The sequence below is a fragment of the Streptomyces sp. rh34 genome, assembly GCF_002551245.1.
Taxonomy (GTDB): Bacteria; Actinomycetota; Actinomycetes; order Streptomycetales; family Streptomycetaceae; genus Streptomyces.
On sequence record NZ_NTGZ01000219.1, the window covers coordinates 1 to 12,232 of the forward strand.

The window sequence follows — 12,232 nt, forward strand, 5'->3', positions numbered from 1 at the left end:
ATCCGACGCCCGGGCCGGCCGTGCGCGGGCCCGCCCACCGGCAGGCCGCCGCCCGGATCGTCGCGGAGGTCGCGGACCGGCTGGCCGACCCGGAGCGGGTGGCCCGGATCGCGGGCGTGCCGGACAACCTGATGCACTACCCGGGCGACCCGCAACCGGTGTGGGATCCGCTGCTGCTCTCCGACGGCCACCCCGGAGTCGCCCTGCTCCACGCCGAGTCGGCCGCCACGGATCCGGAGTCGCGCGAGCGGGTCCACGCGCATCTGTCCGCGGCACTCGCCGCCGGACTCCGGCCGCTGCCGCAGTCGCTGTACGGGGGCATGGTCGCCCTCGCGTACGCCGGGCACACCGCGGCCGTCGGCTCCGGCGGCTACACCACGATGCTCGCCGGACTGGACCGGCACATCGTCGACCGGGCGCGGACCCGCGCCCGCGCCGACCTGGAGCGGACGCGCGCGGGAGAACCGGCCGCAGCGTGGAGCCGCTACGACGTCCTCGGCGGCACCACCGGGATCGGCCGCTATCTGCTGGCCCGGCACGAGGCGGCGGACGGGCGCGCGGAGCGCGAGGCGGCCGGGGGCGCCCTGTCCGAGGTCCTCACCTCCCTCGTGGTCGTGGCCACCGCCGACGACATCACGCGCCACGGCACCCGGCTGCCCGCCTGGTGGGTCACCGACGGGCTGGGCCACGGGCTCGCCGAGCACGTCAACCTCGGTCTCGCCCACGGTGTCCCCGGGCCGCTCGCGCTCCTCTCCGTCGCCTGGCGGGCAGGGTTCCGGGTGGACCGTCAGGACGAGGCCATCGAGCGGACCATGGCGCTGCTGTCCCGCCTGCGCACCACCGACGAGGCCGGCCCGCGCTGGCCCCACCTGATGACCCTGGAACGCATGGAGAGCGGCGAGCCGCCGGAGCGCGGACGGGACTCCTGGTGCTACGGCGCCGCCGGCGCGGCCCGCGCCGTCCAGCTTGCCGGAGCCGCTCTGGACCGGGCGGACTGGCGAGCGGAGGCGGAGGCCGCGCTGCGCGGTGCGCTGACGGCGGCGAACGACGGCCTGATCCGCGACTCCGCGCTGTGCCACGGATGGGCCGGGCTCCTCCAGATCGTGCTGCGCATGGCGGACGACAGCGACGACCCGGGGCTCCAGGCCGCCGCCGACGGACTGGCGGCGCGGGTGCTGGACGGGTTCGACCCCGAGGCCCCGTTCGGCTACCGCTACTCCCACACGCTCGCGGCGCGCGAACTCGACCGCCCCGGCTTCCTGGAAGGAGCCGCGGGCATCGCCCTCGCCCTGCACACGTACGCCACCGGGAACGTGCGGACCACGTCCTGGGACAGCGCGCTGCTGCTGAGCTGACCCCTCCGGCCCGTGCGGGAAGAGCGTGCGGACGGTGCGATAGTGGGGGCGCGTCGGCAAGGGGCCGACCGGAGGGGGCGCCGTGTACTACGAACTCGCCGACCGGCTGGTCATCGGGATCGCGTCCAGCGCGCTCTTCGACCTGACCGAGTCGGACGCCGTCTTCCGGGAACAGGGCGAGGAGAGCTACCGCGCCCACCAGGAGCGGTACGTGGGCGACCGGCTCCGCCCGGGCAGCGCGTTCCCCTTCATCCGGCGCCTGCTGTCGCTGAACGACCTGGGCGAGGTGAACGACCCGTTGGTCGAGGTCATCGTCCTGTCCCGGAACGACCCCGACACCGGGCTGCGGGTCATGCGCTCCATAGAGAGCCACGGCCTGCCCATCAGCCGGGCCATCTTCACGCAGGGCCGCTCGCCGCACCGGTTCATGCCCGCCCTCAACATGTCCCTGTTCCTGTCGGCGAACGAGAGGGACGTCCGCGAGGCGGTCGCCGCCGGGCTGCCCGCCGGGCACGTCCTGGGTGCTCCCTACGAGGACGACGCCGACGACCACGACCTGCGGATCGCCTTCGACTTCGACGGGGTCCTCGCCACGGACGCGTCGGAGCAGGTGTTCCAGGAGGGCGGGATCGAGAAGTTCCGCGCCCACGAGGTCACCCATGCCGGGATTCCGCACGACGCCGGGCCGCTGAGGGACTTCCTGGCAAACGTGAACCGGATCCAGCAGCGGGAGGAGCAGGAGCGCCGGAAGGACCCCGACTACCGGATCCGCCTGCACGTCTCCATCGTCACGGCGCGCGACGCACCCGCGCACGAGCGGGCGGTGCAGAGCCTCAAGGGGTGGGGCGTGACCGTCAACGACGCGTTCTTCCTCGGCGGGATCGACAAGGGCCGGATCATGAAGATCCTGAAGCCGCACATCTTCTTCGACGACCAGCAGGGCCACCTGGAGAGCACCTCGCGGACCACCCCGAGCGTCCACGTGCCGTTCGGGAAGCTCAACGAGCCGACGGCGCCCACGGCCGCGCTCAGCAGCCGAGCGTGACCTCCTGGCTCCAGCGTCGTAGCCCAACCGTGCACCTAGAGTCACCAACATGATACGGAAAGTACTGACAAGGGGATGGTCGGAGCCGGTGGGGTGCCCCGCGACGCGGCGGTGAGTCGGGTTCGCGAGCAAGGTGGCCCGCCCCCGCTGCGTGCCGCCGGGCGGCGGGGTACGGTCACCTCCAGGGCCCCGGCCAGCGGGAATTCGGTCAACGGCCTTGTACGGACAGTGAGTAGAGGAGAGACATGAGCGTCGACAACGACGATTTCCGCCGCCGGATCCGGTCCGACATTCCCCACTCCGCGCGCGTCTGGAACGCATGGCTGGGCGGCAAGGACCACTACCCGGTGGACCGTGAGCTGGCCGACGTGGTGAGCGCGGCCTACCCGCAGATGGTCGACATCGCCCGTGCCTCGCGCGCCTTCCAGATCCGCGCGATCCACCACCTTGCCTCGGCGGGGGTACGCCAGTTCCTGGACGTCGGGACCGGGCTTCCGGTGGCGAACAGCACGCACGAGGTGGCGCAGAGCATCGCCCCCGAGTCGCGGATCGTCTATGTGGACAACGACCCGATCGTCCTGGCCCACGCCGAGGCGCTCCTGACCAGCGCCCCGCAGGGCCGCACGGCCTACGTGGACGCCGATCTGTCCGATGTGGACGCGGTCGTGGAGGAGGCGGCCAAGACGCTCGACCTGTCCGAACCCGTCGCCGTTCTCCTGCTCTCGACCCTGGGACACCTCGTTCCGGCCGAGGGTATCGAGGTCGTCCAGCGGTATCTGTCCCGGATGCCCTCGGGTAGCTACCTGGTGCTCTGTGACACGGTGACGACGCCTCAGACGCTGGCCGCCCAGGAGGCGTACGCGTCGGGCGACAACCCGCCCTACCTCGTCCGGAAGCCGGAGGAGATCACCGACTGCGCCAAGGGCCTGGAGCTGGTCGAGCCGGGATTCGTCTCGATCGACCGCTGGCGGCCCGAGGAGGACGACGCGGTGCCGGTCGACCAGTGGGGGCTCGTCGCCCGCAAGCCGTAGCCGTACGGCGGGCGGGGAATGTGGGTCCGGGGGAGGGTGCCCGGACCCACAGGGGTGTCGTTCAGCCGCTCCGCCGTTTGATGGCCGTGTCCTCGCGCAGCCGGCTGGTATGGCGGGCGAGTGAACCCACCCGGTCCGCCAACTTCCGGTGCTCCGACGTGAGATGTGGTCCGAGCGCGGTCAACGGGGCGACCAGGGCGGCGGCGTCGTCCGCACCGAGCGCCTGTCGGAGCCGGTCCAGTGAAGGGTCGGCCGAGGCGGGGAGGTCGGCCAGCGCGGTGATCTGGCCGGCGAGGGACCGCAGGTCGGCCGCGTTCTGCCGGGCCCAAGCGGTGATCGAGCGGTCGCCGGCCCGGCGGTCCCGGGTCGCCTGGACCCGTTGTTCCCCGGTGCTGCCCTCCGTGCCGGGGCGCAGTCGCAGGTAGCGTCGCTCGGCCGCCTGACGGCTGGCCACGCCCAGCGGGTCTGCCAGGTCGGCCCAGCTCGCGCCGGCCGCTCGGGCCGTCTCGATCAGCCCGGTCTCCCAGCCCGCGAGCCGCTCCCGCACCTCACGCAACAGCTGGAGCGAGGCCAGGGCCTGGGTCCGATCGGTAGCCGGCGCAGGTCCGGAGTCGGTGTCCGCGGTGCCGACGTGGGCCCCGCGGAGCGCCTCGTCGATGTCCTTCAGGGCCGCAGCCGCCGCGAGGAGGGAGACGGCGTCCGGGGCGGGGTGCTGGAACGGCTCGGGCCTGGCTCGTGGGGACACGGTAGCTCCCTTGCTCTCTCGAAGATTGGTCATCCTTTCGGCGACACGGTCAGTTGTCATCGAATGGATGACATGCTACAACGGTCTCAGGTGAAAAGCACGGGCCGTCCGCCCGATCGACTGGAGGTGTTTCCGTCATGCTGATGCGTACCGATCCCTTCCGTGAACTCGACCGGATCACCGAGCAGCTCCTGCGCCCCGGCACCTGGTCGCGGCACTCGGCGATGCCGATGGACGCATACCGCGAGGGCGACGAGTACGTGGTGGCGTTCGATCTCCCCGGCGTCCCGCCGGACGCGATCGACATCGACGTCGAGCGGAACATGCTGACCGTCAAGGCCGAGCGCAGGCCGGCGGTGAACGCCGACCATGTGCAGATGGAGCTCTCCGAGCGCCCGCTGGGGGTCTTCTCCCGGCAGATCGTGCTCGCCGACGCGCTCGACACCGAACAGATCGACGCCGATTACGAGGCAGGGGTGCTGACGCTGCGCATCCCGATCGCCGAACGCGCCAAGCCCCGCAAGATCGCCATCGGCGGGGAGTCCCGGCGCCAGCAGATCAAGGGCTGACCCGGGTCGGCCCACGACAGCGGCGAGGGCCGGGACGGACTCCCCTTCCTTTCCCCGCTCCCGGCCCCCGCCCGGCAACCACCCGAGGGGGTAACTGCGGTGACCCTGCGATGGGAGGCGTTCCTGGACCGGATCCGGGAGCGCGGCGAGTACGGGACGCGAACGGAGGCCGAACGCGCCGCGCGCGTCGTCCTGGCCCTCCTCGGCGCTCACCTGGTCGGCGGAGAACGGGCCGAACTGGCCGCCCGGCTGCCGGAGACCATGGCCCTGATCCTGCTCAACCCGCTTCAGGCCGCCGAACCGCTCTCCCCGGAGCGCTTCGTGCGTGCCACCGCGGCCTGGATCGAGGGAGCCGGCGAACAGACCGCCCGCTGGGACGTCGGCGCTGTTCTGAGCGTCGCCGCGGAGGCGGCGGGCGAGGAACTCACCCGGCGCATCCTGCTTCAACTGCCGCCCGGGTATGACGTGCTCTTCGGCGGGCATCCGAAGAACGCATGAGCTTGATCAACCCGCTGCCCTGCCCCTGCCGCGCCGCCGTGACGGTGAGCGGTCGGAGCGGGCGGCGCCCCGATGCGAACAGCACTGAGATGCGAACAGCACTGACGAGAAAGGCTGCCGCCACGATGATCCATGAGCCTTCCAGCGCCGGCGCACCGGCGGTCACGACGGTCGACCGGCTGCTGGAGAAGATCCGCTACGAGGGCGCGTACCCGACGCGCGAACGGGCCGAGGAGAGCCTCCGCGCTGTGCTGCGCGCCCTCGGTCGGCAGGTCACCGGCGACGAGCGCGTCGCGCTCGCCGCGGCCCTGCCCAGGGAAGCCGCCCTGGTGTTCACCTCCGAAGTGCCCGCTGTGAAGCAGCTCTCCGGCGCGGCCTTCGTCCGTGACCTCGCCGAGCACACCGGCGGCACCCCGGCGACCGCCCGGTGGGACGCCGGCGTCGTCCTCAGCCGGATCGCCGCTCTGCTGGGGGACGATCTCGTCGCCCGGGTCGTCAGCAGCCTGCCGCCCGGCTACGCGCTCCTCTTCGGCCGCGCCGAACTCCTCGCCCAGGCCGCCTGATCCCAAGACCTCGCGGCGGCCCTCGTCCAGGGCCGCCGCGAAGCGGGGTGGCAGGGTGCGTACGGCTACCGGCGGATCGTCACCGGCTCGATCTCCGCGTTGTTGTGCCGGCGCGCCCAGTTCTCCAGGGCGACCCGGCAGGCGTGGTCGAGGTGGCGCAGACCGGTCAGGTCCAGCTCTATGGGCTGGTCCTGCGGGAGCTTCTCCAACTGCTCCAGGATGCGGGGCAGCCGCAGGAAGGTGGCGTTCCCGGTGAGGGTCACCACGACCCGGCCGCCGGTGAGCCGGCGGGTGGTGAGCTGGACGTGCGAGGTCTCCCAGGCCGACTTGACCACCGCCAGCAGCAGGCCGAACACGACCCCCTCGAACAGGTTGGTCACCACGATGGCGATCGCGGTGACCGCCAGGAGCACGGCCTCCCCGCGGTGCTCGCGCCACAGCGGACCGAACTCCTTGGCGGGTACCAGCTTGCAGCCGGCGTGCACGAGGATCCCGGCGAGCGCGGCCAGCGGGATGATCCCGACGGCGGCGGGCAGCAGCGCGGCGAAGAGCAGCAGCCACAGGCCGTGGGCGATCCGGGAGAGCGCGGTGGTGGCCCCGGCCTGGACGTTGGTGGCGCTGCGGACGATGACCGCGGTCATCGGCAGCGCGCCGAGCGCCCCGCAGAGGGTGTTGCCGACGCCCTGGGCCACCAGCTCCTTGTCGTAGTCGGTGCGGGGACCGTCGTGCATCCGGTCGACGGCCGCCGCGCTGAACAGGCTCTCGGCCGAGGCGATGAGGGCGAAGGCCAGGACCGTGCCGATGATCGCCACATCGGCGAGCCGGGCGAAATCCGCGCCGCCGGGCAGATCGATGGCCTTCAGCAGCCCGTTGACGTCGGCCACCGCCGGCCGCAGACCGGCCAGGAAGGCGACGGCCGTGGTCAGGGCGACCGCGGCGAGGGGTGCCGGGACGAGGCGTACGGTGGCCGGGAGCCTCGGCCACAGCAGCAGCACGGCGACCGTTCCGGCGCCGAGGCCGAAGGCGGTCAGGGCCTCGTGGTTCGTGATGATCTCGACGGCGAGACCGGGGAGCCCGGCCAGCTTGGCGAGACCGCTGCCCGGCTGTTCGGTGTCCGCCATGGCGTACACCTGGCCCAGCACGATGATCAGGCCGATTCCGCCGAGCATGCCCTGCACCACGGAGACGGAGATGGCGCGGAACCAGCGGCCGAAGCGGGCCAGGCCCAGCACCACCTGGAGCAGACCGGCGGCCAGCACGATCGGGCCGAGTGTGGCGAGGCCGAATTCCTTGACCGCCTCGTAGACGAGCACGGTGAGTCCGGCGGCCGGTCCGCTGACCTGGAGCTTGCTGCCCGGCAGGAAGCCGACGACGAGTCCGCCGACGATGCCGGTGACCAGGCCCAGTTCGGCCGGCACTCCGGAGGCGACGGCGACGCCGACGCACAGGGGCAGTGCGACCAGGAAGACGACGAGTGACGCCAGCAGGTCACGCCGCACGACGTGGGGGTTCTTGAGTTCCTTCGCGGAAATCACGGTGGGGCTTCCCTTGTGGGTACGGTCGCGCCCGCCGGGGGGCCGGGCGCGCGAGCGTGGGGAGGGAAAACCGTCAAAGGCGGGCGAACTCGGTCCCGCGTTCCGGCCGGTGAACGCTGACGGAGCCGGTGTGCACTTCGTAGTACCAGGCGTGCAGGCCGAGGGTACCCTCGGCGAGCCGCTCGCGCACCGCGGGGTAGCCCCGCAGGGTGTTGAGCTGGGCGAGGGCGTGGGCCTGGATCGCCAGGGGGAGGTCGCCGGGGTCCGCCGCCGGGTCCCGGCCGTCCGTGGAGTGCTCCAGCCAGTGACGTACGGCGGGCATGGCGGAGAGGTCGTCGCCGCGGAACACGGCGCCCACGGCGCCGCAGTGGGAGTGCCCGCACACGATGATGTCGCGCACCTGGAGTGCGCGCAGCGCGTACTCGATGGTCGCGGCCTCGCCCGTGGGCCGGTCCTCCGCCGGATAGGACGGAACGATGTTGCCGGCGGTGCGGAGTTCGAAGAGCTGACCTGGGCGGGCGCCGGTGATCAGTGAGGGGACGACACGCGAATCCGAGCACGTGACGAAGAGTGCTTCGGGGGTCTGGCCGTCCGCGAGGCGTTCGAAGTGCTTTGCGTTCGCGGCGACGTGCTCGGTGAATGTCCGGGCGTGTTCTACGAGGGACTGCATGGTGGCCTGCCTCCTGCATCCGGCGCTGCCGGGGAGCGGTGTGGTCGGGTCATATTGACGAATGTGCTGTGTGAAACCGGATGAATGTTCGGAATGGTGAAGGTGCCTCACCTTGCGGTATGCCGGAAGGCAGGCGCCGGGAAGCCCCATTCGATCGCTCCTCGCGGATGCGACTGGAGCTGAGCATATAGACAAGAACTTTGCTATCGCATTACCTTCTCGTGAAGAAACACAAATGCGCCACCCATGTCATTCATTCGGCTTGTTCTTTGTGATAGCCAATGGGCGGGGAGTGCCGCGTGGGAAGGCCGCGCCGTCAGCTGCGGCGGCCGTGCAGGAAGAGGTGCGGTTCCGGTGCGCCGGCCGGGTGGTCCGGGGTGAACAGCGCGCTGTGCTCCCACTCCACGGTGACCCCCGCCCGCGCGATCAGGGCGGCGAACTCCTCGGCGCCGAAGCTGGAAACCCGGACCGGCTGCCCCATGAACACCGCGTCGACGCCCGCGGCGTCCACCGGCACCGTCGCGGCGACCAGCAGTCCGCCGGGCCGCAGCGACCGCACGAGCCGCTCCAGCAGCTCGCGCTGCTCTCCGCGCTCCATCTGCAGCAGCGAGAAGTACACGCAGACCGCGTCGAACGCGCCCTCCGGCAGGGGGAGATCGCGGACGTCCGCACACCGGAACTCCGCCTCCGGCACCTGTCGGGCCGCGAGCGCGGTCATCACCGGCGACACATCGACGCCCAGCACCCGGTGCCCCGCGTCCGCCAGGGTCCGTGCCGTGGGCCGGCCCGTCCCGCTGCCCACGTCCAGCACCCGGCTCCCCGGGGCCAGGCCCGCCAGCAGCCTCTCCAGCGACTCGCGGTGGGCGGCCGAAGCGGCGAAGGCCCGTTCGTACTCCGCTCCCAGCGCGTCGAACACCGCCGCGGCCGGACTCCCGCGGCCGGCGTCCGTGTCCGGAAGCCCCTGGCTGTCACGGGGCTCCTCGCTGCCGCCGAGTCCCTGGCTGTCACCCATCGAGGTGCTCCCTCCGTGGTCCGGCGGCCCGGCCGGGATCCGCGTACCCGGCCGCTGTGAGCGTCCCCCCGCGGGCGGCTGAGTATGCCGGTCCCACACCCCTGAGTACGTTCCCCGATGTTCCGGTGCCCGGGCCGCTGTTCGATGACCGCATGACCTCCGAAGCGCCGCGCCACCCCCGCATTCAGCACGTCACCACCGCCGGCTCCGCCCTGGCCGTCACGCTGCTCCCGCTGGTGGTCGGCGTGCTGCTGGCCAAGACCATGGCGGCGGACCCGATGACGTCGGTGAACGCGCTCGTCACCAACGGCGGGCACCGGCCGCGGGCGTCGCCCAAGGAGTGGCGCCGGTGCGGCGGCCACGCCCTGCGACGGCTGCGGGCCGCCGAGCGGGCGTCCCTCGCCCGCATCGGCATGCGCTGACGCCTGTCTCTNAGAGACAGCCCAAGGAGTGGCGCCGGTGCGGCGGCCACGCCCTGCGACGGCTGCGGGCCGCCGAGCGGGCGTCCCTCGCCCGCATCGGCATGCGCTGACGCCGTCCGGCCGGTGAGGTCCGGCCGGGACGGCGTGGGGGCGTGCGCCGGGTCAGCGGACCGGCTGGACCGGCCTCTCCCCGTCCGACGCCGGCCGCTCGAACTGGGTGCGGTACAGCTCCTCGTACCGCCCGCCGGCGGCCAGCAGCTCGGTGTGCGTGCCGTTCTCGACGATCCGGCCCGCCTCCACCACCAGGATCCGGTCGGCCGCCCGTACGGTCGAGAGCCGGTGGGCGATCACCAGGGCGGTCCGGCCCGTCAGCGCTTCGGCCAGCGCCTCCTGGACGGCGGCCTCCGAGGTGGAGTCGAGGTGCGCGGTCGCCTCGTCGAGGATCACGACCCGCTGACGGGCCAGCAGCAGGCGGGCGATGGTGAGACGCTGGCGCTCCCCGCCGGAGAGCCGGTAGCCGCGCTCGCCCACCACCGTGTCGAGTCCGTCCGGCAGCGAGGCGATCAGACCGTCGAGCCGGGAGCGGCGCAGGGCGTCCCAGACGTCGTCCTCGGAGGCGTCGGGCCGGGCGAGCAGCAGGTTGGCCCGCACCGACTCGTGGAAGAGGTGCCCGTCCTGGGTGACCATGCCGAGCGTGTCCCGGATCGAGTCCGCGCTCAGATCGCGTACGTCGACACCGTTCAGCCGCACGGCGCCGGCGTCCGTGTCGTACAGCCGGGGCAGCAACTGCGCGATCGTCGACTTGCCCGCGCCGGAGGAGCCCACCAGGGCGATCATCTGGCCGGGTTCGGCGCGGAAGGAGACCTCGTGCAGGACCGGTGTACCGCCCCGCTCGTCGAGCGTGGCGACCTCCTCCAGCGAGGCGAGGGAGACCTTCTCGGCGGAGGGGTAGCCGAAGGACACCTTGTCGAACTCCACGGAGACCGGGCCCTCCGGCACCCGGCCGGCGTCCGGCTTCTCCTCGATCAGCGGCTTGAGGTCCAGGATCTCGAAGACACGCTCGAAGCTGACGAGCGCGCTCATCACTTCGACCCGGGCCCCGGCCAGCGCGGTGAGCGGCGCGTACAGCCGGGTCAGCAGCAGCGCCAACGCCACGACGGCCCCCGGCTCCAGGCTGCCGCGCAGGGCGTAGTAGCCGCCGAGCCCGTAGACCAGGGCCAGTGCCAGGGCGGAGACCAGGGTGAGGGCGGTGATGAACGCCGACTGGGCCATCGCCGTACGGACGCCGATGTCACGTACCCGGTCGGCGCGGGCGGCGAACTCGGCCGACTCGTCGGAGGGACGCCCGAAGAGCTTGACCAGCGTCGCGCCGGGGGCGGAGAACCGCTCGGTCATCTGGGTGCCCATCGCGGCGTTGTGGTCGGCCGCCTCCCGCTGGAGCCCCGCCATCCGGGCCCCCATCCGGCGGGCCGGCACGACGAACACCGGCAGCAGCACCAGCGAGAGCAGCGTGATCTGCCAGGAGATCGTGAGCATCACGGCGAGCGTCAGCAGCAGCGTGACGACGTTGGAGACGACGCCGGAGAGCGTATTGCTGAAGGCCCGCTGCGCGCCGATCACATCGTTGTTGAGCCGGCTGACCAGGGCGCCGGTCCGGGTCCGGGTGAAGAAGGCCACCGGCATCTTCTGCACATGGTCGAAGACTGCGGTGCGCAGGTCCAGGATCAGGCTCTCGCCCAGGGTCGAGGACAGCCAGCGGGTAAGGAGGCCGAGACCGGCCTCGACGACGGCGATGAGCGCGATGAGCAGGGCGATCCGGGTGACCGTCCCGGTGTCCGCGCCGTTCACGATCGCGTCGACGACCTTGCCGGCCAGCAGGGGGGTGGCCACCGCGAGCAGCGCGGTCAGGACGCTCAGCAGCAGGAAACGGTAGATCCGTCGCCGGTGGGGCCGTGCGAAGGCCATGATGCGGCGCAACGCCGTCCGGGAGAAGGGTCGGCGATCCTGCTGGGCGTTCATCGCACTGTGCAGCGAATGCCACGCCGTGACTTCCATGTCCATGGGGTGCTCCGAGGTCTGACGGCCCCCGGTTCCCCCGACGGCCTGCGGATCCCGTGGGCCGTGCGGCCCCGGGTTCACTCGGAGGCTATGACCTCACGTTTGGTTGAGGTCAACGGCGGCGAGGCGGGGCGTCAGGGTCCTCCCCGGCCGCGCGGCCGGTCGGAACGGTCATGCGGGGCTGGCATGATCAAGGGATGAACGAGTGCATCATCGCCGCGTGTGACGGGGCGTCGAAGGGAAATCCGGGTCCGGCCGCCTGGGCGTGGGTCGTCGCCGACGCGCAGGGGAACCCCGAGCGCTGGGAGGCCGGTCCGCTCGGCACCGCGACGAACAACGTCGCCGAGCTCACGGCGCTGGCGGAGCTGCTGGAGTCCACCGGTCCGGCGGCGCGCGTCGAGGTGCGGATGGACTCGCAGTACGCCATGAACGCCGTCACCAAGTGGCTGCCGGGCTGGAAGCGCAACGGCTGGAAGACCTCCGGCGGCAAGCCCGTCGCCAACCGAGAACTGGTCACCCGCATCGACGCCCTGCTGGCCGACCGCACGGTGACGTTCCGCTATGTGCCCGCACACCAGGTGAACGGGGACCCGCTCAACGCGATCGCCGACCAGGCCGCCAGCGAGGCGGCCGTGGCCCAGTGCCGTGCCGGTACGGCGCACGGCGCCACGGCTCTGCCGGTGCCCGCGCCCGCGCGGTCCACGAAGGGGCGATCGGAGGCGTCCGGGG

13 protein-coding genes are annotated in these 12,232 nt (G+C 72.2%); 8 read left to right on the top strand and 5 right to left on the bottom strand.

Annotation, left to right across the window (positions count from 1 at the left end; translation table 11 throughout):
• Positions 1 to 20: 20 nt before the first annotated feature.
• The 3 genes from CR470_RS29105 to CR470_RS29115 all read left to right on the top strand — a co-directional run bounded on the left by CR470_RS29105 (position 21) and on the right by CR470_RS29115 (position 3,431).
• On the top strand, positions 21 to 1,355 hold the full coding sequence (locus CR470_RS29105; protein ID WP_097870491.1) for a lanthionine synthetase C family protein: 1,335 nt from the start codon (positions 21 to 23) through the stop codon (positions 1,353 to 1,355).
• An 82-nt stretch (positions 1,356 to 1,437) separates the two neighbouring features.
• Entirely contained in the window at positions 1,438 to 2,400 is a 963-nt protein-coding gene (locus CR470_RS29110; RefSeq protein WP_097870480.1) for a 5'-nucleotidase, read from the top strand.
• Between the two features lie 245 nt (positions 2,401 to 2,645).
• A complete protein-coding gene (locus CR470_RS29115) occupies positions 2,646 to 3,431 on the top strand; it encodes an SAM-dependent methyltransferase (protein ID WP_097870481.1) in 786 nt (261 codons plus the stop codon).
• Positions 3,432 to 3,492: 61 nt separating this feature from the next.
• Here the strand turns inward: CR470_RS29115 and CR470_RS29120 are convergent, their stop codons facing one another.
• The gene (locus tag CR470_RS29120; protein ID WP_097870482.1) at positions 3,493 to 4,176 is read right to left on the bottom strand and encodes an HSP18 transcriptional regulator; all 684 of its coding nucleotides are present in this window, start codon (positions 4,174 to 4,176) and stop codon (positions 3,493 to 3,495) included.
• 137 nt (positions 4,177 to 4,313) lie between these two features.
• On the opposite strand from CR470_RS29120, the gene CR470_RS29125 reads away from it, so the two are divergent.
• The 3 genes from CR470_RS29125 (at position 4,314) to CR470_RS29135 (ending at position 5,806) form a co-directional block, all read left to right on the top strand.
• Positions 4,314 to 4,745 (top strand): Hsp20/alpha crystallin family protein, encoded by a 432-nt coding sequence (locus tag CR470_RS29125; RefSeq protein ID WP_097870483.1) that lies wholly within the window; start codon positions 4,314 to 4,316, stop codon positions 4,743 to 4,745.
• A 99-nt stretch (positions 4,746 to 4,844) separates the two neighbouring features.
• Positions 4,845 to 5,243: a DUF2267 domain-containing protein gene (locus CR470_RS29130; protein WP_097870484.1), complete on the top strand. Its 399-nt coding sequence runs from the start codon at positions 4,845 to 4,847 to the stop codon at positions 5,241 to 5,243.
• 125 nt (positions 5,244 to 5,368) lie between these two features.
• The gene (locus CR470_RS29135; RefSeq protein ID WP_097870485.1) at positions 5,369 to 5,806 is read left to right on the top strand and encodes a DUF2267 domain-containing protein; all 438 of its coding nucleotides are present in this window, start codon (positions 5,369 to 5,371) and stop codon (positions 5,804 to 5,806) included.
• A 65-nt stretch (positions 5,807 to 5,871) separates the two neighbouring features.
• On the opposite strand, the gene CR470_RS29140 is transcribed toward CR470_RS29135, so the two are convergent.
• The 3 genes from CR470_RS29140 to CR470_RS29150 form a co-directional block, all read right to left on the bottom strand.
• Positions 5,872 to 7,341: a SulP family inorganic anion transporter gene (locus CR470_RS29140; RefSeq protein ID WP_097870486.1), complete on the bottom strand. Its 1,470-nt coding sequence runs from the start codon at positions 7,339 to 7,341 to the stop codon at positions 5,872 to 5,874.
• Between the two features lie 73 nt (positions 7,342 to 7,414).
• Positions 7,415 to 8,011: a carbonic anhydrase gene (locus tag CR470_RS29145; protein WP_097870487.1), complete on the bottom strand. Its 597-nt coding sequence runs from the start codon at positions 8,009 to 8,011 to the stop codon at positions 7,415 to 7,417.
• A gap of 316 nt (positions 8,012 to 8,327) precedes the next feature.
• Positions 8,328 to 9,023, bottom strand: a complete 696-nt coding sequence (locus CR470_RS29150) for a class I SAM-dependent methyltransferase (RefSeq protein WP_097870488.1) — start codon at positions 9,021 to 9,023, stop codon at positions 8,328 to 8,330.
• 152 nt (positions 9,024 to 9,175) lie between these two features.
• On the opposite strand from CR470_RS29150, the gene CR470_RS29155 reads away from it, so the two are divergent.
• On the top strand, positions 9,176 to 9,445 hold the full coding sequence (locus tag CR470_RS29155; protein ID WP_097870492.1) for a hypothetical protein: 270 nt from the start codon (positions 9,176 to 9,178) through the stop codon (positions 9,443 to 9,445).
• Positions 9,446 to 9,607: 162 nt separating this feature from the next.
• On the opposite strand, the gene CR470_RS29160 is transcribed toward CR470_RS29155, so the two are convergent.
• A complete protein-coding gene (locus tag CR470_RS29160) occupies positions 9,608 to 11,506 on the bottom strand; it encodes an ABC transporter ATP-binding protein (RefSeq protein WP_097870489.1) in 1,899 nt (632 codons plus the stop codon).
• A 194-nt stretch (positions 11,507 to 11,700) separates the two neighbouring features.
• Between CR470_RS29160 and CR470_RS29165 the strand changes: the two genes are divergently transcribed.
• Positions 11,701 to 12,232 (top strand): ribonuclease H family protein (locus CR470_RS29165; protein WP_097870490.1); only part of this gene is annotated, 532 nt, incomplete at its 3' end.

What these genes read in the sequence shown, in the direction of transcription:
- CR470_RS29115 (WP_097870481.1), top strand. Translation starts at nt 2,646, where the DNA reads ATGAGCGTCGACAACGACGATTTCCGCCGCCGGATCCGGTCCGACATT.
- CR470_RS29125 (WP_097870483.1), top strand. Translation starts at nt 4,314, where the DNA reads ATGCTGATGCGTACCGATCCCTTCCGTGAACTCGACCGGATCACCGAG.
- CR470_RS29135 (WP_097870485.1), top strand. Translation starts at nt 5,369, where the DNA reads ATGATCCATGAGCCTTCCAGCGCCGGCGCACCGGCGGTCACGACGGTC.
- CR470_RS29145 (WP_097870487.1), bottom strand. Translation starts at nt 8,011, where the DNA reads ATGCAGTCCCTCGTAGAACACGCCCGGACATTCACCGAGCACGTCGCC.
- CR470_RS29150 (WP_097870488.1), bottom strand. Translation starts at nt 9,023, where the DNA reads ATGGGTGACAGCCAGGGACTCGGCGGCAGCGAGGAGCCCCGTGACAGC.
- CR470_RS29155 (WP_097870492.1), top strand. Translation starts at nt 9,176, where the DNA reads ATGACCTCCGAAGCGCCGCGCCACCCCCGCATTCAGCACGTCACCACC.
- CR470_RS29160 (WP_097870489.1), bottom strand. Translation starts at nt 11,506, where the DNA reads ATGGACATGGAAGTCACGGCGTGGCATTCGCTGCACAGTGCGATGAAC.